The following is a 22171-nucleotide window of genomic DNA, read 5'->3' as shown; positions in this document are numbered from 1 at the left end:
TTCCCTTTTGCTTGGGGCTCAGCGGCCGCCGCTGACATTCAGGATCGCGCCCGTCGTATAGGACGCGGCATCGGATAAAAGATAGAGGACCGCACCCGCGACTTCATCCGCGGTACCGGCTCTTTTCATCGGCAGCAGGTCGCGGAACCGTTCGATCCGGTCGGGCTGGCCGCCGGAGGCGTGGATTTCGGTGTCGATGATGCCAGGCCGCACCGCATTGACGCGGATGCCTTCCAGCGCCACCTCGCGGGCAAGCCCGATGGTGAAGGTGTCGATGGCGCCCTTGGAGGCGGCATAGTCGACATATTCACCCGGCGAGCCCAGCGTCGCCGCCGCCGACGAGATGTTGACGATCGCACCGCCCGAACCGCCATGCCGTGTCGACATGCGCTTGACCGCCTCGCGGGCACAAAGGAACGAGCCCACGACATTGATGCGCATCATGCGCTCCAGCCGCGAAACATCCATCTCGTCGACGCGCGCCTTGACGTCGACGATGCCGGCGTTGTTGACGAAAGCGTCGAGCCGGCCAAAGGCGCGGTCGACCGCGCCGAACATGGCCACGATGTCGGTTTCCTTGCCGACATCGCCCCTGACGGCAACAGCGTCGCCGCCGCTGGCCTTGATCTCGGCAACCAGCGCATAGGCGGCAGCTTTGTTGGAGGCGTAATTGACCGCGACACGATAGCCGGCCTTGGCTCCGAGCCGGCAGATAGCGGCGCCGATGCCGCGGCTGCCGCCGGTGACCAGCAGCACTTTTTGCGTCGTGGTCATTCCTGGCAGCCTTTCATCGCGAACACATCCGACGGCACTTTCGAGAAGCCGGTGCCACCATAGGCCCGGGATTGCCGTAGCCCCGGCCCGAGATCGGGCAGGATCAGCGTCTTTGGCGCCTCGACGCCCTCGGCCGGCAGCAGCCCGACAGTGCCCTTGTCATCGGACGTGTAGATGACGCCGTTCCACAGCGTGCAGGCGGCAAGTTCTTCGCCGGTGACATCGCCTTCCGGACATTTGTACAGCAGCGCGCCGTTCGGCCGCGATACGTCCTGGGTCCACATGACGATGCCGTTCAGCACCACATTGTTGTCGAGGATCAAGCGAAACGTGTTGGTGACGGTGGCGGACGTGCCCGTCGGGGTAAAGCCGATCTCGGCGCCACTTTGTGTATCGCCGTAAACGGCAAGCTCGATTGGACAGGCGGCCTGGGCATTCGCCACAGCCCCGAGAATGCCGGCTACCAGCACGATCGGTCCGGCGAACCCAAGCAAACGGGCCATCATTGGCCACCCCTGCCGCAACCCGCCATCCGACTGCCTCAGAGATCAAGCACCAGCCGTTCCGGATCCTCCAGGCTTTCCTTGACCCGCACCAAGAAAGTCACCGCTTCCTTGCCGTCGACGATACGGTGATCGTAGGAGAGCGCCAGATACATCATCGGCCGGATCACGATCTGGCCGCCAACCACGACCGGCCGGTCCTGGATCTTGTGCATGCCGAGAATGCCCGACTGCGGCGCGTTGAGGATCGGCGTCGACATCAGCGAGCCATAGACGCCGCCATTGGAGATGGTGAAGGTCCCGCCCTGCATGTCGGCGACCGACAGCTTGCCGTCGCGCGCGGCGATGCCCAGCCGGCCGATATCCTTCTCGATCTCGGCGATCGACATCTGGTCGGCATCGCGCACGACCGGAACCACGAGACCCTTTTCGGTGCCGACCGCGACGCCGATATGGGCATAGTTCTTGAAGATGATGTCTGTGCCGTCGATCTCGGCATTGACAGAGGGGATTTCCTTCAGGGCGTGCGTGACGGCCTTGGTGAAAAAGCCCATGAAGCCGAGCTTCACGCCGTGCTTCTTCTCGAACACGTCCTTGTACTTGGTCCTGAGCGCCATCACCGCCGACATGTCGACCTCGTTGAAGGTGGTCAGCATCGCGGCGGTCGACTGCGCTTCCTTCAGCCGGCGCGCGATGGTCTGGCGCAGCTTGGTCATGCGCACCCGCTCCTCGCGCGAGGCATCGTCGCCGGACGACGGCGCGCGCGCGGCAACCGGTGCCGGCGCCGCCTTTGGGGTTTCGGCCGGCTGCGACGGCGCGCCCTTGGAGATGGCGTCGAGCACGTCGCCCTTCAGCACCTGGCCACGCTTGCCCGAGCCGGAAAGCTGGTCGACCGACAGATTGTTCTCGGCGATGAGCTTTGCGGCGGCCGGCGCCGGCGGCATGGTGCGTGGCTCGACCGAGCCGGCATCGCCGGCAACCTTGGCGGTCTCGGCCGCGGCCTGCTTGGTGGTCTGCGCCGCGTCGGCGCTGGACGCCTGCGCCACTGCTTGCGGCTTGGTGGCGGGAGCAGCCGCGCCACCGCCCGAAATCGAACCGAGCAGCGCGCCGACGCCGACCGTCTCGCCTTCCTTGACTGTAATTTCGCCGAGCGTGCCGGCGGCGGCGGCAGGCACTTCCACCGTCACCTTGTCGGTCTCGAGCTCGACCAGCGGCTCGTCTGCGGCAATGGCATCGCCGACCTTCTTAAACCATTTGCCGACCGTCGCTTCGGTGACGGATTCGCCCAGGGTGGGGACGCGGATTTCGGTAGCCATTGTGCCTGTCCGTTCTTTCGGTTCAGTTCTATTCGCCCAGTTCTGCTTATTCGCCGAGCGCGTCTTCGAGCAAGGCGGCGAGCTGGGCAAGGTGCTTCGACATCAGGCCGGTCGCCGGCGACGCGGCCGCGGGACGGCCGGTGTAGCGCACCCGCTGATGCTTGGCGTCGATATGCGCCAGCACCCATTCCAGATACGGATCGATGAACGACCAGGCGCCCATGTTCTTGGGTTCCTCCTGGCACCACACCATCTCGGCGTTGCGGAAGCGTGACAGCTCGGTGATCAGCGCCTTGGCCGGGAACGGGTAGAGCTGTTCGACGCGCAGCAGGTAGATGTCGTTGATGCCGCGCTTCTCGCGCTCCTCGTAGAGGTCGTAATAGACCTTGCCCGAGCACAGCACGACGCGGCGGATTTTGGAATCCTTGGTTAGCTTGATCGCCTGGTTGGGCAACAGCTGGGCGTCGTCCCACAGCAGCCGGTGGAACGAGCTTTCGCCCGAGATTTCCGGCAGCGTCGACACCGCCCGCTTATGGCGCAGCAGCGACTTCGGCGTCATCAGGATCAGCGGCTTGCGGAAGTCGCGCTTCAGCTGCCGGCGCAAGATGTGGAAGTAGTTGGCCGGCGTCGTGCAGTTGGCGACCTGCATGTTGTCTTCGGCGCAAAGCTGCAGGAAGCGCTCCAGCCGGGCGGAAGAATGTTCCGGGCCCTGGCCTTCATAGCCATGCGGCAGCAGGCAGACGAGGCCCGACATTCTGAGCCATTTGCGCTCGCCCGACGAGATGAACTGGTCGAACACCACCTGGGCGCCGTTGGCGAAGTCGCCGAACTGCGCTTCCCACAAGGTCAGCGCCTTCGGCTCGGCCAGGCTGTAGCCATATTCAAAGCCCAGCACCGCTTCTTCCGACAGCATCGAGTTGATGACTTCGTAGCCGGCCTGCGCCGCCGACAGATTGTTGAGCGGGATGTAGCGGGTCTCGTCGCGCTGATCGTAAAGCACGGAATGACGCTGCGAGAAGGTGCCGCGCTCGGAATCCTGTCCCGAAAGCCGGATCGGGTTGCCGTCGAGCAGAATGGCGCCGAAGGCCAGCGCCTCCGCCGTCGACCAGTCGATGCCTTCGCCGGACTCGATCGCCTGACGCCGGTTCTCGAGGAAGCGGATGATCGTCTTGTGCGCCTCGAAATCCTTCGGCACCTCGGTCAGCTTCTTGCCGATTTCCTTCAGCGTCTTGACCGGCACGGCCGTCTTGCCGCGCCGCTGTTCGTCCTGGTTGTCGGCCGTGCGCAGGCCCGACCAGGCGCCGTCGAGCCAGTCGGCCTTGTTGGGCTTGTAGGCCTGGCCGACTTCCCATTCGGCTTCCAGATGCGCACGCCAGTCGGCCTTGAGCTGGTCGAGCTCGGCCTGGGTGATGTGGCCTTCGGCGATCAGCCGGTCGCCATAAATCTGCACCGTCGTCTTGTGGGTGCGGATGTTGCGGTACATGAGCGGCTGCGTGAAGGCCGGCTCGTCGCCCTCATTGTGGCCGAAGCGGCGGTAGCAGAACATGTCCACGACCACCGGCTTGTGGAACTTCATCCGAAACTCGATCGCCACCTTGGTGGCGTGCACCACGGCTTCCGGGTCGTCGCCATTGACGTGGAAGATCGGCGCCTCGATCATCTTGGCGACGTCGGACGGATAGGGCGACGAGCGCGAGAAACGCGGATTGGTGGTGAAGCCGATCTGGTTGTTGATGATGAAATGCAGCGTGCCGGCGACGCGGTGACCGCGTAGGCCAGACAGGCCGAGGATTTCGGCGATCACGCCCTGGCCGGCGAAAGCGGCGTCGCCGTGCAGCAAGAGCGGCAGCACCTTGGCGCGTTCCTCCAGCGGCACGATCTCCTCGCGGCCGCGGCCGAACAGATAATCCTGCTTGGCGCGCGCCTTGCCCATCACCACGGGGTCGACGATTTCCAGATGCGAGGGGTTGGCCGTCAGCGACAGGTGGACCTTGTTGCCGTCGAACTCGCGGTCCGACGAGGCGCCGAGGTGGTACTTCACGTCGCCCGAGCCTTCGACCTCGTCGGGGGCGGCCGAGCCGCCCTTGAACTCGTGGAAGATGGCACGGTGCGGCTTGGCCATCACCTGGGAAAGCACGTTCAGCCGGCCGCGATGGGCCATGCCGAGAACGATCTCCTTCATGCCGAGCTGGCCGCCGCGCTTGACGATCTGCTCCAGCGCCGGGATGAGCGATTCGCCGCCGTCGAGACCGAAGCGCTTGGTGCCCTTGTACTTGACGTCGATGAACTGTTCGAAGCCTTCCGCCTCGACCAGCTTCTGCAGGATCGCCTTCTTGCCGGTGGTGGTGAAGGAGATCTCCTTGTCCGCACCCTCGATGCGTGCTTGGATCCAGGCCTTCTCCTCGGGATCGGAGATGTGCATGAATTCGACGCCGAGCGTCGAGCAATAGGTGCGGGTCAGGATCTCCAGCATCTGCCGGATGGTGCCGAATTCGAGCCCCAGCACATTGTCGAGGAAGATCGGCCGGTCGTAGTCGGCTTCGGTGAAGCCGTAATTCTCGGGCGACAATTCATTGTAGTCCTCGAGCGGCTTGGCAATGCCGAGCGGGTCGAGATTGGCGTGCAGATGGCCGCGCATGCGGAAGGCGCGGATCATCATGATGGCGCGCACCGAATCGCGCGTGGCCTGGTGGACGTCGGCGTCGGACAGCACGACACCGTTGGTGACGGCCTTGTCCTTGACCTTCTTTTCCAGGTGCTTTTCGACGATGCCCCAATTGCCGTCGAGCGCCGACACCAGTTCGCCATTGGCCTGCAGCGGCCAGGAAGGTTTCGCCCACGAAGCGCCTTTGGCGTTCTTGCGCACATCGCCGGCATCGTCCTTCAGCCCGGCGAAGAACTCCTGCCACTCGGGATTGACCGAAGCGGGGTCGTCCTCGTAGGCCGCGTAGAGCGCGTCGATGTAATCGGCGTTGCCGCCATAGAGGAATGAGGTGAGCGAGAATTGGTCGTTGGCCTGATCTTGTCTTGCCATGTCGTTTAGCGGAGCCCTGGCTCCGTCTCCTTACGTTTGCGGCAGGGCCGCGATAGTGGGCGGTTCACCCGCCCTTCTTGTCCCCTCAAAAGCCAACGAACCGTCGTTGGCCCTCATTCCATAACCGGCGCCAGATTCAGCCCTTGATGGCTTCAACCAGCGTCGTGCCAAGCCGCGCCGGCGAGGGCGACACCTTGATGCCGGCCGATTCCATTGCCGCGATCTTGTCTTCGGCACCGCCTTTGCCGCCGGAGATGACCGCGCCCGCATGGCCCATGGTGCGGCCTGCCGGCGCGGTGCGCCCGGCGATGAAGCCGGCCATCGGCTTCTTGCGGCCACGCTTGGCTTCGTCCTTGAGGAACTGCGCGGCGTCTTCCTCAGCCGACCCGCCGATCTCGCCGATCATGATGATCGACTTCGTCTCGTCGTCGGCAAGGAACATCTCGAGCATGTCGATGAACTCGGTGCCCTTGACGGGATCGCCGCCGATGCCGACGGCGGTGGTCTGGCCAAGGCCGACATTGGTGGTCTGGAACACAGCCTCATAGGTAAGTGTTCCCGAGCGCGAAACAACGCCGACCGAGCCCTTGCGGAAGATGTTGCCGGGCATGATGCCGATCTTGCATTCGTCGGGGGTGAGCACGCCCGGGCAGTTCGGCCCGATCAGCCGCGACTTGGAGCGGTCGAGCCGCGCCTTGACCTTGACCATGTCCATCACCGGAATGCCTTCGGTGATGCAGACGATGAGCGGGATTTCCGCCTCGATCGCCTCGATGATGGCTTCGCCTGCACCCGCCGGCGGCACGTAGATGACGGAAGCATTGGCGCCCGTCCTTTCCTTGCCTTCGGCGACAGTGGCGAAGATCGGCAGGCTCTCGCCCTTCGAGCCGGTCCAGGTCTCGCCGCCCTTCTTGGGATGGATGCCGCCGACCATCTTTGTCCCGTGATAGGCCAGCGCCTGTTCGGTATGGAACGTGCCGGTCTTGCCGGTCAGGCCCTGCACCAGCACCTTGGTGTTCTTGTCGACGAGAATGGACATCGGAGCCCTTTTCTAAAAACCGTTGATCGAGGAAGGCGAGACGCGCCGGTAGACGCCGCTCACCATGTCTTGCCAGCCATCGCTGCCGGCGGGTTTGAATTGCAGTCGCATGCGGTAGGTGTCGTCATCGTCGAAAATATACGTCACGCGCGCAGAGCCGCGCGGCGACGACCGTTCTAGGTCGAGTTCACTGCCGTTCCATATGCCGGTGGCAGGCGACACCGGCACGAAGCCCATCGAATCGAACTGGTGCATGGTGACGACGCCGTTTTGCTGGTCGAAACCAAACACGGTGTGCGAACCAAACGAAATCGTGCCGTCGCGGCGCTGGCGATAACGCTGCACCACGAACTGGCCGCCGAACTGTGCCTCCGCCAGCACTTCGCTGGTCGCCGCGCCGCCATCGGCCCATTGCGTGTCCGCCACCTCTTCCTCGCCGCGCCACGCACCGACCAGCGCCTGCAGGCGCTGGTGATCGGCCGAGAGCGAAGAGAAGGAAGCCGCGTTCATGGGTCAGAGCCGCTTCAGGTCGGTGACGGTGAGATCGCTCTTGGCATTGCCGGTGTTGAGCGTCGTCGCCGGCTCGAACATCAGCACCACCGGCTCTGATGTCAGCGAGCGCGGCCGGTGCTCGACACCGCGCGGCACGACGATGAAATCGCCCTCGCCGAGTTCGACCGGACCGTCGCGAAAATCGATGGCGATCCTGCCCCGCAGCACCAGGAAAGCTTCGTCCTCATTGTCATGCGCGTGCCAGTCGAAGACCTCGCCGAACTTGGCGACCTTGGCCTGGCTGTCATTGACGTCGCCAGCGACATGCGGATCGAAGACCTTGGAGATCTTTTGATCCGCCGCCTCGACCAGATTTATCTTGCGCGGAGGCACCGGCTCAGCCCTTCACCGCCTTGACGATCTTCTTGGCCGCGTCGTCGAGATCGTCGGCCGAGACGACATTCAAGCCGCTGTCGTTGATGATCTTCTTGCCGAGCTCGGCATTGGTGCCTTCAAGGCGGACCACCAGCGGCACTTTCAGGCCAACTTCCTTGACCGCAGCGATCACGCCCTCGGCAATGATGTCGCACTTCATGATGCCGCCGAAGATGTTGATCAGGATGCCCTTCACCGCCGGGTCCTTGGTGATGATCTTGAACGCCGCCGTCACCTTCTCCTTCGACGCGCCGCCGCCGACATCGAGGAAGTTGGCGGGTTCGGCGCCATAGAGCTTGATGATGTCCATCGTCGCCATGGCAAGGCCGGCGCCATTGACCATACAGCCGATATTGCCGTCGAGCGCGACATAGGCGAGGTCGTATTTCGACGCCTCGATCTCCTTCTCGTCCTCTTCGGTGGTGTCGCGCAGTTCCATCAGGTCGGGGTGACGGAACAGTGCGTTGTTGTCGAACGACACTTTCGCGTCGAGCACGCGCAACCGGCCGTTCTTCATGACGATCAGCGGGTTGACCTCGAGCAGGCTCATATCCTTCTCGACAAAGGCCTTGTAGAGGATCGGGAACAGCGTGCCGCCATCCTTGGCCGCGTCGCCGTCGAGCTTCAGCGCGCCATTGAGCGCCTTGACGTCATCAGCCGTCACGCCCTTTTCCGGATCGATGGCGACGGTGATGATCTTTTCCGGCGTATCATGCGCCACCGCTTCGATATCCATGCCGCCTTCGGTCGAGACGACGAAGGCGATGCGGCCGACCGAACGGTCGACCAGGATCGACAGATAAAGCTCGCGCTCGATATCGGCGCCGTCCTCGATATAGAGACGGTTGACCTGCTTGCCGGCCGGGCCGGTCTGCTTGGTCACCAGCGTGTGGCCGAGCATCTCGTTGGCGTTGGCCACCACCTCGGCAACCGACTTGGCCAGCCGCACACCGCCCTTGGCGTCGGGGCCGAGCTCCTTGAATTTGCCCTTGCCACGGCCGCCGGCATGGATCTGGCTCTTCACCACATAGAGCGGGCCGGGCAGCGCTTGCGCGGCGGCTTCCGCCTCGCCTGCCTTGAACACCGGCACGCCTTCGGCCACCGGCGCGCCAAAGCTCTTCAGCAGCGCCTTGCCTTGATATTCATGGATGTTCATTGGGAACTATCTCCAGGTCGTTGCCGGGGTGGCGTTTGGGCGGGGTTTACTTCGAGGCGAGCTGCGGCGCGATCTTGACGCAGGCTTCGGTCAGGCCCTGCACCGTCGCCACCGAGCTTTCGAACATCTTCTGCTCGGCCTTGTTGAGGTCGATCTCGATGACACGCTCGACGCCGCCGGCACCGATGACCACGGGAACGCCGACATAGGTGCCCTTGACGCCATACTGGCCGGAGAGGTGCGCCGCGCACGGCAGCACGCGCTTCTTGTCCTTGAGGTAGGATTCGGCCATCTGGATGGCCGAGGCCGCCGGTGCGTAATAGGCCGAGCCAGTCTTCAACAGGCCGACGATCTCGGCGCCGCCGTCGCGGGTGCGCTGCACGATCTGGTCGAGCTTTTCCTTCGAGGTCCAGCCCATCTTGACGAGGTCGGGCAGCGGAATGCCCGACACCGTCGAATAGCGGATCATCGGCACCATGGAATCGCCGTGGCCGCCGAGCACGAAAGCGGTGACGTCCTCGACCGAGACCTTGAATTCCTCGGCCAGGAAATAACGGAAGCGCGCGCTGTCCAGCACGCCGGCCATGCCGACGACATGGGTCTTGGGCAGGCCGGAAAACTTCTGCAGCGCCCACACCATGGCGTCCAGAGGATTGGTGATGCAGATCACGAAGGCCTTCGGCGCGTACTTCTTCAGCCCGGCGCCGACCTGTTCCATGACCTTCAGGTTAATGCCCAGCAGGTCGTCGCGGCTCATGCCCGGCTTGCGCGGCACGCCGGCGGTGACGATGCAGACGTCAGCACCCTCGATGCCGGCATAGTCGTTGACGCCGGTCAGCCGGGAATCGAAACCATCGACCGGCGATGACTGCGCGATATCGAGCCCCTTGCCCTGCGGAATACCCTCGGCAATATCGAACAGGACCACGTCGCCGAGATCCTTGAGGCCGATCATATGGGCGAGCGTGCCGCCGATCATGCCAGAGCCGATAAGCGCTATCTTGTTGCGTGCCATGTGAGGATGATTTCCCTTTGTCTGTGACGGCGCCAACACGGCGTCGAGGAAGAGGCCGGAATGCTGCGGGGAACCGCTGATATCGCCGCACCCAATAGCTCCGGTGCGCAATAAATTCAAACGATTATTTCAACCCCTGCATTTTCAATCGGTTAGAGTGTTTGGGATTTACGTAAACGTCAAAATTTGTGAGCCGACTTGGGAGAATTTACACAATGACGGTCGAGATCAGAAGGCTCTATCCCGGCGATGACGCCCTTGTGATGCGGGTGGCCGACGACGTGTTCGACGAGCCGGTGCGGCCGGAGCGCCTGGCCAGTTATCTCGCGCAATCGGGCCATTTCATGATCGTCGCCCTGGTCGAGGGCTTGGTCGTCGGCCAATGCGCGGCGGTCATTCACCGCCATCCGGACAAGCCGATCGAACTTTACATCGACGAAGTCGGCGTCTCGCCGGCCTTCCAGCGCCAGGGCATTGCGCGCAAGATGCTCGACGCCATGTTCGCGCTCGGCAGGGAGCATGGCTGCGAAGAGGCCTGGGTGGGCACCGAACCCGACAATCTGCCGGCCCGCGCGCTTTACGAGGCGCGCAAGGAGCCGCATGCCGAGGCGGAGAGCTTTGTGATGTATGTGTATCGGCTTTAGCGGCGGGACGATCGAAGCCCCGCTACCGTCGCATGGTGGCCTGCGCCCGTGACGCCTCGGCCGCGGCAGCCTTCACCTTCCGCCGCTCGGCCCAATCGTCCAGCCAGTCGCGGCTCTGCATCTCGATCAGGCGCGAGGCCGTGCGCTCGAATTCGAACACCTCGACGCCGCGCTTGGCCACATAAAGCTCGTGCGGCGGCGCCTCGGCGCTCACCACCAGGCGCACATGATGGTCGTAGAGCGTATCGATCAACAGGATGAAGCGCTTGGCCTCGTTGCGCTTGCCTTCGCCCAGCACCGGGACATGGTCGATGAAGACGGTCGAAAACCGGCCGGCGATCGCCAGGTAATCGCGCGCGCCGAGCGGCTTTTCGCAGAGGTCGGAGAAGGAGAAGCGCGCCGCATCGCCGGCGGCGGCCGGCACGGCCACCTTGCGGCCCTTCAGCGTCAGCGACGTCTCGGCCGTCGGCGCCCCGTGCGTCATCGCCTGCCAGGCCTCGTCGAGCGCCTCGTCGGCCGCAGCATCCGCCGGCATGACGTAGACAGGCGTGCGGGAAAGCTTTTCCAGCCGGTAGTCCTTGTCGCTGTCCAGCGACAGCACCTCAGCATGGCGTTTCAGTATGGCGATGAACGGCAGGAAGAGCTGGCGATTCAACCCGTCACGGTAGAGGTCTTCAGGCGCCACGTTCGAAGTGGCGACAAGCACGACCCCACCGGCGAACAGCGCCGAGAACAGCCTGGACAGGATCATGGCGTCGGCGATGTCGGTGACCGAGAATTCATCGAAGCACAGCACCCAGGCCTGCTCGGCGAGCGCCTTGGCCACCGGCGGGATCGGATCGTCTTCCCTGACCGTACCTTCCTTGCGCGCCTGCCGGTGCTTCTGGATGCGGTCCTGCACGTCGGCCATGAAGTCGTTGAAATGGACGCGGCGCTTGCGCCTGACCGGCAAGAGCTCGAAGAACATGTCCATCAGCATGGTCTTGCCGCGCCCGACGCCGCCATGGATGTAGAGGCCCTTGACCGCCTCCTGCGTCTCGCGCTTGCGGGCAAACAGCCAGCCCAGCGCGCTGGACTTTTGCGCCAGCCGCTTGGCCGAGATCTCCTCGGTCAGCCGGTCGAGCGCGGTGGCGATCCCCTCCTGCGCGGGGTCGCGTTCGATCGCGCCGGTTTCCACCAGACGGTCGTAGCGCTGCCGGACGGTCGCATGGGTCTGGAGGCCGTCACGCAGATGCATCGGTCACGTCGTTGTTCGGAGCAGGATGCTCAAGAGAGAAGGTATGTTGAGATTGAGGTCAGGCCGAGCCGCTATTCGCAGGCGGCATCACCTGAATATCGACATCCCCAGCCTATCTTGTAAGCGAGATCGGTTGCCCGTTGGAAGTCTGGCCATCGAATTTCGAGCCGCCCGACGAATAGAGACGTGCCAGCGAACCGCCATTCTCGTCATAAAGCGTCAGCTGCTTGCCGGCGACGTTCCACGACTTGATGCCGTCGATCGGCGCCGGGCAGTGCAGCGGACCGGCGCGGAAGCCGGCGCCGAACTTGGTCTGTGGCGTCGCCACCTTGCAGCTCTGGCCGGAAACGCTGACGTTCCAGACACCGGCGACGCTTGCCGCGTTGAGATCCGCGGCGCCCGCGGGCGCCGCGCCATCCGGCGGCAGCGAGGCAACCTGCGTGTTTGCCGGCGCGGTCGGGAATTGCGACGGGTCGGTGGTGCCGGGGGACGCCGGCGGCGGCAGCTGATTCGAGCTTACCTGGCCGGCAGGCGCCGGCTGCAGCGGGGCGGGCTGCTGGTCGTCCATCGACGAGAAGCGCGAGGTTGAGCAGCCGCTCGCAACGAGCGCCGCCAGGGATACGGCCACCAGGCCGCCTTTCGAAAAATTCATTACAACCTCCGTCGGATTCGGCTGGGGGGATGCCGTCCGCGCAATCTCACCTCCACCAAGATGGAGAAGGTGGCGAAATTTCAACCCGATATGGTTAAAATAGGGTTTGCGGCAAGATTGTTGCAAATTTATCGCAATCATTACACCAGGGCAGCACTTGGGACGAACACATATCCGTCCGGCCCGACGATATAGCACTCGCGCAAACCATGCGGCTTGTCGACGGCGCCGGCCAGCACGATGTGGCCATGATCCAGCGCCGCCGCCTCGATCGCGTCGGGATCGGCGCCATAGAGGCGCAATTCGATGCCGGCACCGCGAGTCTCGGCGCCCATGATGGAGCCGGTCATCGGATTGTCGAGATAGGAATGGTCGGCATGCAGCATGAACACCGATCCCAGAAGCTCGATCGCCGCGAAATCCTCGTCGGCATAGACGATGCGGGCGCCAAGCACGTCGCGGCAGAAGGCTTCCATGGCCGGCATGTCGGTCACCAGCAGGTTGACGCCGACGCCGCGCGGCAGTGAACGGCCGAAATCCTCGGCCTTCATCCAGGGCGTCTTCGTCCGCTTCATCGCCATGGCGCCTTCCTCCTGATCTGATCCTAGCCGAGGCCGCTTCGCCGCCCTTGGGCTTCGGCTGGCAAACGCTTGCGCCAGCCGCGGCAGCGCTTATGTCTAGAGCAGTTCCAGGAAAAGTGCGCAGCGGTTTTCCCGGGAAAACCGCGTGGCGCTTTCCCCAAGGGATTGCGTGAAAACAAAGAGTTCACCGAAACCCGCTGGAGCGCAGACCTTGGCCGCGAGACAGAAAGCCGCCAACCGCTACTATAGCGGCCCATCAAGCGATCATTTCGACGGCACCCTGTTCTTCAATCCCGATGGCCGGATGCCCGGCCGCTTCGCGGACCTGCTGAAATGGCAGTTCAGCCGCCAACGCGCGAAATGGCCGCCTGCCAGCCCGAGCCCCTTCGGGCAGGCAAAGCCGGCCGCGATGGTCGAAGGTACCGATCTGACCGTGACGATGGTCGGCCATTCCACCTTGCTGATCCAGACCGCCGGGCTCAACATCCTCACCGATCCGGTGTGGTCGGAGCGCACCTCGCCGTTCTCCTTTGCCGGACCCAGGCGCGTCAATCCGCCGGGCATCGCTTTTGACGATCTGCCGGCGATCGACGTCGTGCTGGTCAGCCACAACCACTATGACCATCTCGACCTTGCCACGCTGAGGCAGCTGAAGGAGAAGCACGATCCGCTGGTGGTGACGCCGCTCGGCAACGATGCCATCATCGCCGCCGCGGTGCCTGGCATGCGGCTTTCCGCTCACGACTGGGGCGACAGGATCGATATCTCCGACGGCACCGCCATCCACGTTGAGCCCGCGCATCATTGGTCGGCGCGCGGGGCGCGCGACCGGCGCATGGCGTTGTGGTCCGGCTTCGTCATCGAAACACCGGGCGGGAAGATCTACTTCGCCGGCGATACCGGCTTCCACGACGGCATCAACTACCGGCTGATGGCGGAAAAACATGGCGGCTTCCGCTTCGCCATCCTGCCGATCGGCGCCTACGAGCCACGCTGGTTCATGGCGCCGCAGCATCAGAACCCCGAGGAAGCGGTGCAAGGCATGAAGCTATGCAATGCCGCCTTCGCCGCCGGCTGCCATTGGGGCACCTTCCAGCTCACCGACGAGCCATTCGACGAGCCGGTCCGGAAACTGGCCGAGGCGCTGGACGGCCGAGGCATCCCACAGGAGCGCTTTCGCGCCTTGCGGCCCGGCGAGGTCTGGGACGTGCCCCCGATTTGATGGCCTCGACAGAATGACCGTTTACGCTGCCATGGTTTTCGCTGATGGTCGTCCCCAGACAGATAGGGGAATCAGATGAAGTCGATCATGGCGGGTCTTTTGGCGCTGGCGGTCTCGGTGCCGGCGGCTTTCTCGGGCGAGATCAGCGACCGGGCGGCCGAGGCCGAAAAACTTCTCCAGTCGGGTGAGGGCGCCGGTGCGCTGGAGAAATTCCACAGCGCCGAGGAGGCGCTCTGGAAGGCGATGCCGCTTGGCGTGATGAACGTCAAGCAAGTGGATAGCGCCTCCGGCTTTGGCATTTACAGCGAACGCGCCAACCATGTCTACAAACCCGGCGAGCAGGTCGTTCTCTACATGGAGCCGGTCGGCTACGGCTATGGCTCGGACGGGCTTGGCAACAGCTCGATCGCGCTCTCCGTCGACCTCACCGTCCTTTCCGAGTCCGGTGAAAAACTTGGCACCTTCGAAAAGATCGGCCGCGTGCAGGTCGCATCCCGTTCGCACAACCGGGAACTGTTCTTCAAGTTGGACCTCTCCCTCACCGGCCTGCCGCCCGGCAAGTACCGCTGCGACTTCGTCATGCATGACGAGAATTCGAACAAGACGGCCCCCTTCGGCACGGATGTCGAGATCGCCGGCTAGCTAAGGCGGTCCCTGGAAAATGTCCGCTGGCGACGGCACAAGGATAATTCACCGCGGGACGCCGGAATCCGCTTCCATGCTGGCCAATGTCAGACGGGCGATGGCGATCACCGCCCGGCTCAACCGTTTGACGTTCGACGATGCGGACGAAGTCAGGGCCTTGTTCAGCCAGCTCATCGGCAAGGAGGTGGACGAAAGCTTCTTGCTGATCCCGCCATTCTATACGGCCGGGGGCGACGAGATCCGTGTCGGGCGCAATGTCTTCATCAACCAGAACTGCACTTTCTATGACCTCGGCGGTCTCGACATCGCCGACGATGTGATGATCGGGCCAAATGTGAGCATCATCACGGCGGGGCATCCGCTTGACCCATCGCAGCGCCGAGCCGTCACGACCAGAAAACCCATCGCCATCGGGAGAAACGTCTGGATCGCGGCCGGTGCGATCGTTATCGGCGGGGTGACGGTTGGCGAAAACGCGGTGGTCGCCGCCGGTTCAGTGGTCACCAGGGACGTTCCCCCCAATACCCTTGTCGGCGGAAATCCCGCGCGGGTCATTCGTTCGATTGGCGTCGACTGAATCACGCTTCGGGAACCCAAGCGCGACAGCCGCGTTTTTCAATCGGTTTCAATGTGTTCGGCTTGCGAGGCATTTCCATGCTCAAATGGATCATCATTCTTCTGATCGTCGCCGCCGCGGCGAGCCTGCTCGGCATGCCGGCGCTAGCCGGCGCCGCAGCCACGGGCGCGCGCATTCTCATCGGCATCGTGCTCGTCATTTTCCTGTTGATCTTGCTGGGGGTCTTCGCGGTGACGTAAGTCCGGCGCCTCCGCGTGAAAGCGGCTGCGCACTGGTAATTCCTGCCCGTTTCCGCCATATAGCGCCGAACGGACATGGAATTTTCGGAGCAATGGCAGGCACGGCCCCTTTCGCCAAGATGAACGGCATCGGCAACGAGATCATCGTTGCCGACATGCGTGGCCGTGCGGATCGGGTGACGGCCGCGGCCGCCATCGCGCTCAATGGCGACGCCGCGACGCGATTCGACCAGATTATGGCGATCCACGACGCCAGGACGCCAGGCACCGCCTATTTCGTCGACATCCTGAATTCCGACGGGTCGGGCGCGCAGGCCTGCGGCAACGGCATGCGCTGCGTCGTCCAGGCACTGGCCGCCGAGACCGGCGAGAAGACCTTCACCTTCGAGACCGTGGCCGGCATCCTCAATGCTCGCGAACACGCCGATGGCTCGATCTCTGTCGACATGGGCACGCCGCGCTTCGGCTGGCGCGACATTCCTCTGGCCGAGGAGTTCCGCGACACTCGCATGATCGAGTTGCAGGTCGGCCCGATCGACGCGCCTGTGCTGCATTCGCCTTCCGCCGTCTCGATGGGCAACCCGCACGCCATCTTCTGGGTCGACGGCGACGTCTGGACTTATGAACTCGACCGTTTCGGCCCGCTGCTGGAAAACCATCCGATCTTTCCCGAGCGCGCCAACATTACCATCGCGCAGGTGACCTCGCCCGACAGCATGATCATCCGCACCTGGGAGCGCGGCGCCGGCCTGACCAAGGCCTGCGGCACCGCCTCCTGCGCGGCTGTCGTTGCAGCGGCCCGCACCCGGCGCACGGGCCGCAGCGTCAACCTGCTGACGCCTGGCGGCGGCACGCTGCATGTCGAATGGCGCGATGACGACCACGTCATCCTGACCGGCGCGGCCGAATGGGAATTTTCCGGCAGCTTCGATCCGTCGACCGGACAATGGGTCCGCGACACCGAAAGCGCGGCCTGATGTCCGCTCTTGCCAAGGACGTCGACGTGGCGAAGCAGCCCGGCCGCATCGACGTAGTGACCTTCGGCTGCCGTCTCAACACCTACGAGTCCGAGGTGATGCGGCGCGAGGCCGAAAGTGCGGGCCTCGGCGCGCTCGACGGCGGCGCCGTCATCTTCAACACCTGTGCCGTCACCGGCGAAGCGGTGCGCCAGGCCAGGCAGGCGATCCGCAAGGCGCGCCGCGACAACCCGGCCGCGCGCATCATCGTCACCGGCTGCGCCGCGCAGACCGAGCCCGAAAAATTCGCCGCCATGGACGAGGTCGATCTCGTGCTCGGCAATGAGGAAAAGCTCAAGGCGAATTCCTATCGCGCGCTGCCCGATTTCGGTGTCAACGACACCGAGAAGGCGCGCGTCAACGACATCTTCTCGGTGCGCGAGACCGCCGGCCACATGGTCGACGCCATCGAGGGCCGGGCACGTGCCTTCGTGCAGGTGCAGAACGGCTGCGACCACCGCTGCACCTTCTGCATCATCCCCTATGGCCGCGGCAATTCGCGCTCGGTGCCGATGGGCGCCGTGGTCGAGCAGGTCAAGCGGCTGGCGGGCAACGGCTATGCCGAGATCGTGCTGACCGGCGTCGACATGACGTCTTTCGGCGCCGACCTGCCGGGTGCGCCGAAGCTCGGCAAGCTTGTGAAGACCATCCTCAGGCAGGTGCCCGACGTAAAGCGGCTCAGGCTGTCCTCCATCGACTCGATCGAGGCCGACGAGGACTTGCTCGACGCCATCGCCACCGAGCCGCGGCTGATGCCGCATCTGCATCTATCGCTGCAGTCGGGCGACGACATGATCCTGAAGCGCATGAAGCGAAGGCATCTGCGCGACCAGTCGATCCGCTTTTGCGAGGATGTGCGCAAGCTGCGTCCCGACGTTGTTTTCGGCGCCGACATCATCGCCGGCTTCCCGACCGAAACCGACGCCATGTTCGAGAATTCCGAAAAAATCGTCGAGGAATGCGGCCTGACCCATCTCCACGTCTTCCCGTTTTCACCGCGCGAAGGCACTCCAGCCGCCCGCATGCCGCAGGTTCGCCGCGAGATGGTCAAGCAGCGCGCCGCCCGGCTGCGCGCCGCCGGCGAAGCGGCCTACCAGCGCCATCTGTCTTCGCTCGCCGGCAGCCGCCAGTCGATCCTGATCGAGCGCGACGGCCTTGGCCGCACTGAAGGGTTCACGCTTGCCGCACTCGCCACCGGCGCGCCGGGAGAGATCGTCGAAGCTGAAATAACCGGCCACGATGGCGCGCGGCTGACAGCCGCTCCCCTTGCCGCCCGCGCCGCCTGAGAAACGCAAAAGCATGGCTGGTTTTTTCAAGAAGATATTTTCGTTCGGCAAGAAGGAGGTCGTCGAGGAGCGCATCGACGAAACCGCCCCGTTGCCGCCGATCAAATGGGACCAGCTCGACGCGCTGAAGCCCGCGGCCGAGCAGGCCGTGCCGGAGTTTTTGAAGCGCGAGGAGGCTGTGGCGAAAGCCGCGCCGGCGGCCGTGCCTGCTCCGCTCGAGGCCGCGCCTGGACCGGAGCCCGAGGAGCCCAAGCCCGAACCTGTCCCGACCATTCCGCCCACGCCGGAGCCTACCGTTCCCTCAGAACCGGAACGGCAGCCGGAGCCTGCGCCGGAAGAGAAACCCGCAGCCCCGCCCCAGACGCCTGAACCGCCGGCACCCGAAGAAGTCCCGCCGCCCACCGTCGTTCCGGAGCCCACGCCCGAACAGCGGCCGGGGGAGATTCCGCCCGCACCATCGGAGCCCGAGATCGTTCCATCGCGTCCGGAGAGGCAACCGGAACCCGCGCCCGTCGAAGTGCCGACGCCGCCAGTCGAAGTGCCGCCGGCGTCGCCGGTTGAAGCCCCGCCCTCGATGGCCGCCTCCGAGCAGCCGACTTCAGAGGCCGGCGCTGCCCCTCATCCGCCTGCCGGCATCTTCTCCCCGTATAGGGACGGGGAGAAGGAAGCTGATCGCGATGCCGGCGCCCCTCTTGGCGGCGTCAAAGAAAAAAGCTCGACGCTGACGCCCCCTCTCCCCGTCCTTCACGGGAAGAGGGTAAGGGTGAGGGGCAGCGCCAGCCTGCGGAAACCATCCCATCTCCGATCGAAACCGCTCCACCAGCGGAAATCGCGTCACCTATCCGCCAGCCGGCACCCGTCGAAACCCAGCCGGTCATTGCCGAGATCGCGCCCGAGCCTCAATCGATCCCACAACCCGCCCCGGAGCCCAAACCCGCTCCCGGCAAGGTGACCGTCTCCAAGAAGGTCGAGCAGAAGGCCGAAGTGCAGAAGGCGCCGGAGCCGGCGCCGAGGCGGTCCTGGTTCCAGCGCATGCGGGACGGGCTTGCGCGGTCGTCGCGCGAGCTGACCGGCAACATCGCCGGCGTCTTCACCAAGCGCAAGCTGGACGAGGAGACGCTGCAGGACCTGGAGGATGTGCTGATCCGCGCCGATCTAGGCGTGGAAACGGCGCTGCGCGTCACCGATTCACTGGCCTCGAGCCGTTACGGCAAGGATGTTTCCGATACCGAGGTGCGCGCCGTCATGGCGGCCGAGGTGGAGAAGGTGCTCGCTCCTGTCGCAAAATCGCTCGAGCTCGATTTGTCGCACAAGCCGCATGTCATCCTGGTGGTCGGCGTCAACGGCACCGGCAAGACCACGACGATCGGCAAGCTCGCCGCCAAGCTGACCGATGGCGGCCTCTCGGTGATGCTGGCCGCCGGCGACACGTTCCGCGCCGCCGCCATCGAACAGCTGAAGATCTGGGGCGAACGCACGAAATCGCCCGTCATTGCCTCCAAGCTCGGCGCCGATGCCGCCGGCCTTGCCTACGACGCCTTCGAGAAGGCGAAGGAGGCGGGTTCCGACGTGCTGATCATCGACACCGCCGGCCGGTTGCAGAACAAGACCGAACTGATGGCGGAGCTGGAAAAGATCGTCCGCGTGCTTGGCAAGCTCGACCCGGAAGCGCCGCACACCGTGCTGCAGACGGTCGACGCCACCACCGGCCAGAACGCGCTCAACCAGGTCGAGATCTTCCGCAACGTCGCCGGCGTCAACGGCCTGGTGATGACCAAGCTGGACGGCACGGCGCGCGGCGGTATTCTGGTGGCGATCGCGGCAAAGCACAAATTGCCGGTCTATTTCATCGGCGTCGGCGAGCAAGTCGACGACCTCGAACCGTTTTCCGCAAGCGAATTCGCCAGGGCGATCGCTGGAGTGGCTTGAACAGGCACGATGCCGGAAGTGAGGCTTCCGGTTTGGATTGTGCGTTAGAAGGAAATCATGAACCCACCCATTCTCGAACGCGATCCGTCCGACCCGCAGAAAGAGAAGAAGGAAGGCATCAACCCTCTGCTCAAGCTGGCGCTGGAGCTCGGGCCCTTGATGGTGTTCTTCTTCGCCAATGCGCGCGGCGAGTGGCTGACGCAGAAATTTCCCGTGCTGGCCGAATTCGGCGGTCCGATCTTCGTCGCCACCGGCCTGTTCATGGCCGCGACCGCGATCGCGTTGATCGCCTCATGGCTGCTCACCCGCACCTTGCCGATCATGCCGATGGTGTCGGGCGTCGTCGTTTTCATCTTCGGCGCGCTGACGCTCTATCTGCAGGACGACATCTTCATCAAGATGAAGCCGACCATCGTCAACACGCTGTTCGGCGGCGTGCTGCTCGGCGGCCTGTTTTTCGGCCGCTCGCTGCTCGGCTATGTCTTCGAGTCCGCCTTCAAACTCGATGCCGAAGGCTGGCGCAAGCTCACCTTCCGCTGGGGCCTGTTCTTCCTGTTCCTGGCCATCGTCAACGAAGTGGTCTGGCGCAATTTTTCCACCGACGCCTGGGTTACCTTCAAGGTCTGGGGCATCATGCCGATCACGCTTCTGTTCACCTTCAGCCAGATGCCGCTGATCCTGCGCCATTCGCTCGACGACAAGACCGGCGGGGAAGAGAAAGCCGGCAAATAGAGCAATTCCAGGAAAAGTGTGTAGCGGTTTTCCGTCCGGAATTGCGTCGAGACAGACAAAAGGGGAGAGCCATGGAATTCGTCACCACCCAGGAAGAGCTGCGGACGATCTACAAGACGCCGCGCCCGACCGACGGCTCGATCCGCAAGGAGTTGACGGCGCTCGACGGCCATTGCCGCTCCTTCATCGGCAAGAGCCCGTTCGTGCTGATCGGATCGTCCGATGGCGAAGGCAATGCCGACGTTACCCCGAAAGGCGACAAGCCCGGTTTCACCGCCATTCTCGACGAGAAGACGATCGCCATCCCCGACCGGCCCGGCAACAACCGGCTGGATACGCTGGAGAACATCCTGCGCAATCCCTCGGTCGGGCTGCTCTTCCTCATCCCGGGCATGAACGAGACGCTGCGCGTCAATGGCGAGGCCCGCATCACCGTGGATGCCACTTTGCGCGAGCGCCTCGCGGTCGACGGCAAGGAGCCGCAAAGCGTCATCGTGGTCGCTGTCAAGGCGGCTTACATGCATTGCGCCAAGGCCTTCATGCGCTCCGATCTGTGGAAGCCCGAGAGCTGGTACGACCGTGCGACGCTGCCGACGCTCGGCCAGATCCTGCGCGACCAGCTGGCATTGGCCGATTCGGCCGAGGCGACCGATCGCTGGCTGGACGACGAGTACAAGCAGACGATGTGGTAGGGTTTTCGGCCCACGATTCGCCCGGATCTATCCGCCTTGCTCCATCTTCTTGCCATCTCAGGCAGCCTGCGCGCGGCCTCCACCAATTCGGCCCTGGTCGCGGCATTGGCGCTGAACGCGCCCGAGGGCTGTCGGGTCACCGTCTATGACGGACTTGGCCGCCTGCCGATCTTCAACCCCGACGACGAGGGCGAGCGGACGCCACGTGACGCCTCTGACCTAATCGATGCCGTCACCCGCGCCGACGGCGTCATCGTCTCCTGCCCCGAATATGCGCATGGCGTGCCGGGCGGACTGAAGAACGCGCTCGACTGGCTGGTCTCGCGCGACGCCGCCGTCGGCAAGCCGGCCATGCTGGCCCACGCCTCGCCACGCTCGCTCCATGCCCGAGCGGCGCTCGCGGAGATCATGCGGACCATGTCGTTCGAGCTGTATGATGGTGGGTTGGAGATCGCCCTGCTGGGCAAGAAGCCGCCGGAGGTGGCGGGCATACTGGCGGAGCAGGCGAACGTGCTGGCTATGCGCGACGCGCTTTCGGCTTTCGCGGACTTCATCCGCTCGCGATGAGCGGCGCGACGCTCTTCCTTCTCCCCTTGTGGGAGAAGGTGGCCGAGCGAAGCTCGGTCGGATGAGGGGTGCTCCAGCTTGGCACCGACGGCGCTCCGGCACCCACCCCTCGACCGTCTCGGCGCTGCGCGCCGATCCACCTTCTCCCACAAGGGGCGAAGGAAAAACCGCCCTATTTCTTCCCCCGCAACGTCTCGACATCGGTCTTGCCGACATACCAGTCGCGCGCGTTGACCTCTTCGAAGACCACCCAGACATCGTCATTGCCGAGTCCGGTGGCATCCACTATGGCCGCAGTGACTTTCCTGGCGATGTCAGCCTTCTTGCCTGCCGGATCGGCGGCGATCACTTCCTTGACGATGCGGATGTTGACGAATGGCATGACGTC

General features: G+C 64.2%; 23 protein-coding genes and 1 pseudogene. 11 read left to right on the top strand and 13 right to left on the bottom strand.

The genetic code is table 11. The annotated features are described in order from the left end of the window. Window positions 1-18: 18 nt before the first annotated feature. The 9 genes from EJ077_RS31390 to mdh all read right to left on the bottom strand — a co-directional run bounded on the left by EJ077_RS31390 (window position 19) and on the right by mdh (window position 9764). Complete coding sequence (locus EJ077_RS31390) at window positions 19-774, bottom strand: SDR family oxidoreductase (protein ID WP_208698935.1); 756 nt, start codon at window positions 772-774, stop codon at window positions 19-21. Continuing rightward, a complete protein-coding gene (locus EJ077_RS31385; RefSeq protein ID WP_245458590.1) occupies window positions 771-1280 on the bottom strand; it encodes a hypothetical protein in 510 nt (169 codons plus the stop codon). The genes EJ077_RS31390 and EJ077_RS31385 overlap by 4 nt, the downstream gene beginning before the upstream one ends. Before the next feature lie 35 nt (window positions 1281-1315). Next, complete coding sequence (gene odhB / locus EJ077_RS31380) at window positions 1316-2593, bottom strand: 2-oxoglutarate dehydrogenase complex dihydrolipoyllysine-residue succinyltransferase (protein WP_208698931.1); 1278 nt, start codon at window positions 2591-2593, stop codon at window positions 1316-1318. Between the two features lie 46 nt (window positions 2594-2639). Further along, window positions 2640-5627, bottom strand: coding sequence for a 2-oxoglutarate dehydrogenase E1 component (locus EJ077_RS31375; RefSeq protein WP_208698930.1), 2988 nt, complete (start codon window positions 5625-5627; stop codon window positions 2640-2642). Window positions 5628-5763: 136 nt separating this feature from the next. Continuing rightward, complete coding sequence (sucD, locus tag EJ077_RS31370; RefSeq protein WP_208698928.1) at window positions 5764-6666, bottom strand: succinate--CoA ligase subunit alpha; 903 nt, start codon at window positions 6664-6666, stop codon at window positions 5764-5766. 12 nt (window positions 6667-6678) lie between these two features. Next, window positions 6679-7176, bottom strand: a complete 498-nt coding sequence (locus EJ077_RS31365) for a DUF1579 family protein (protein WP_208698926.1) — start codon at window positions 7174-7176, stop codon at window positions 6679-6681. Between the two features lie 3 nt (window positions 7177-7179). After that, window positions 7180-7551, bottom strand: a complete 372-nt coding sequence (locus EJ077_RS31360) for a cupin domain-containing protein (RefSeq protein ID WP_208698924.1) — start codon at window positions 7549-7551, stop codon at window positions 7180-7182. Between the two features lie 4 nt (window positions 7552-7555). Beyond that, on the bottom strand, window positions 7556-8749 hold the full coding sequence (gene sucC, locus EJ077_RS31355) for an ADP-forming succinate--CoA ligase subunit beta (protein ID WP_208698922.1): 1194 nt from the start codon (window positions 8747-8749) through the stop codon (window positions 7556-7558). Between the two features lie 46 nt (window positions 8750-8795). Next, a complete protein-coding gene (gene mdh, locus EJ077_RS31350) occupies window positions 8796-9764 on the bottom strand; it encodes a malate dehydrogenase (RefSeq protein WP_208698920.1) in 969 nt (322 codons plus the stop codon). 215 nt (window positions 9765-9979) lie between these two features. On the opposite strand from mdh, the gene EJ077_RS31345 reads away from it, so the two are divergent. Beyond that, window positions 9980-10408: a GNAT family N-acetyltransferase gene (locus tag EJ077_RS31345; RefSeq protein WP_208698918.1), complete on the top strand. Its 429-nt coding sequence runs from the start codon at window positions 9980-9982 to the stop codon at window positions 10406-10408. Between the two features lie 22 nt (window positions 10409-10430). On the opposite strand, the gene zapE is transcribed toward EJ077_RS31345, so the two are convergent. The 3 genes from zapE to EJ077_RS31330 form a co-directional block, all read right to left on the bottom strand. Beyond that, entirely contained in the window at window positions 10431-11645 is a 1215-nt protein-coding gene (zapE, locus tag EJ077_RS31340) for a cell division protein ZapE (RefSeq protein WP_208698916.1), read from the bottom strand. A 112-nt stretch (window positions 11646-11757) separates the two neighbouring features. Next, window positions 11758-12297 carry a protease inhibitor Inh/omp19 family protein gene (locus tag EJ077_RS31335; protein ID WP_140510339.1) on the bottom strand — a complete coding sequence of 180 codons (540 nt, stop codon included), beginning with the start codon at window positions 12295-12297 and terminating at the stop codon, window positions 11758-11760. Window positions 12298-12437: 140 nt separating this feature from the next. Continuing rightward, entirely contained in the window at window positions 12438-12878 is a 441-nt protein-coding gene (locus EJ077_RS31330; protein ID WP_208698915.1) for a hypothetical protein, read from the bottom strand. A gap of 211 nt (window positions 12879-13089) precedes the next feature. On the opposite strand from EJ077_RS31330, the gene EJ077_RS31325 reads away from it, so the two are divergent. The 10 genes and pseudogenes from EJ077_RS31325 (at window position 13090) to EJ077_RS31280 (ending at window position 21783) form a co-directional block, all read left to right on the top strand. Then, the gene (locus EJ077_RS31325; protein WP_208698913.1) at window positions 13090-14100 is read left to right on the top strand and encodes an MBL fold metallo-hydrolase; all 1011 of its coding nucleotides are present in this window, start codon (window positions 13090-13092) and stop codon (window positions 14098-14100) included. Between the two features lie 75 nt (window positions 14101-14175). Beyond that, entirely contained in the window at window positions 14176-14742 is a 567-nt protein-coding gene (locus EJ077_RS31320) for a hypothetical protein (RefSeq protein WP_208698911.1), read from the top strand. Between the two features lie 76 nt (window positions 14743-14818). Next, a complete protein-coding gene (locus tag EJ077_RS31315) occupies window positions 14819-15322 on the top strand; it encodes a sugar O-acetyltransferase (protein WP_245458589.1) in 504 nt (167 codons plus the stop codon). Window positions 15323-15399: 77 nt separating this feature from the next. After that, window positions 15400-15561, top strand: coding sequence for a DUF1328 family protein (locus EJ077_RS31310; protein ID WP_136092668.1), 162 nt, complete (start codon window positions 15400-15402; stop codon window positions 15559-15561). Window positions 15562-15653: 92 nt separating this feature from the next. Further along, window positions 15654-16538 (top strand): diaminopimelate epimerase, encoded by an 885-nt coding sequence (dapF, locus tag EJ077_RS31305; protein ID WP_208698907.1) that lies wholly within the window; start codon window positions 15654-15656, stop codon window positions 16536-16538. Further along, on the top strand, window positions 16538-17863 hold the full coding sequence (mtaB, locus tag EJ077_RS31300; protein ID WP_208698905.1) for a tRNA (N(6)-L-threonylcarbamoyladenosine(37)-C(2))-methylthiotransferase MtaB: 1326 nt from the start codon (window positions 16538-16540) through the stop codon (window positions 17861-17863). The genes dapF and mtaB overlap by 1 nt, the downstream gene beginning before the upstream one ends. Window positions 17864-18781: 918 nt before the next feature. Further along, a pseudogene (ftsY, locus tag EJ077_RS31295) lies at window positions 18782-19792 on the top strand (signal recognition particle-docking protein FtsY); the annotation flags it as partial. A 57-nt stretch (window positions 19793-19849) separates the two neighbouring features. Beyond that, a complete protein-coding gene (locus EJ077_RS31290) occupies window positions 19850-20524 on the top strand; it encodes a septation protein A (RefSeq protein WP_208698903.1) in 675 nt (224 codons plus the stop codon). 71 nt (window positions 20525-20595) lie between these two features. After that, a complete protein-coding gene (locus EJ077_RS31285; protein WP_208698902.1) occupies window positions 20596-21216 on the top strand; it encodes a pyridoxamine 5'-phosphate oxidase family protein in 621 nt (206 codons plus the stop codon). A 36-nt stretch (window positions 21217-21252) separates the two neighbouring features. After that, window positions 21253-21783 carry an NADPH-dependent FMN reductase gene (locus tag EJ077_RS31280; RefSeq protein WP_208698900.1) on the top strand — a complete coding sequence of 177 codons (531 nt, stop codon included), beginning with the start codon at window positions 21253-21255 and terminating at the stop codon, window positions 21781-21783. Window positions 21784-21955: 172 nt separating this feature from the next. On the opposite strand, the gene EJ077_RS31275 is transcribed toward EJ077_RS31280, so the two are convergent. After that, on the bottom strand, window positions 21956-22165 hold the full coding sequence (locus EJ077_RS31275) for a tautomerase family protein (RefSeq protein ID WP_208698898.1): 210 nt from the start codon (window positions 22163-22165) through the stop codon (window positions 21956-21958). Window positions 22166-22171: the final 6 nt, after the last annotated feature.

It is taken from the genome of Mesorhizobium sp. M8A.F.Ca.ET.057.01.1.1 (assembly GCF_003952565.1).
Classification (GTDB): Bacteria; Pseudomonadota; Alphaproteobacteria; order Rhizobiales; family Rhizobiaceae; genus Mesorhizobium.
This window is presented reverse-complemented; position numbering and strand designations above follow the sequence as displayed.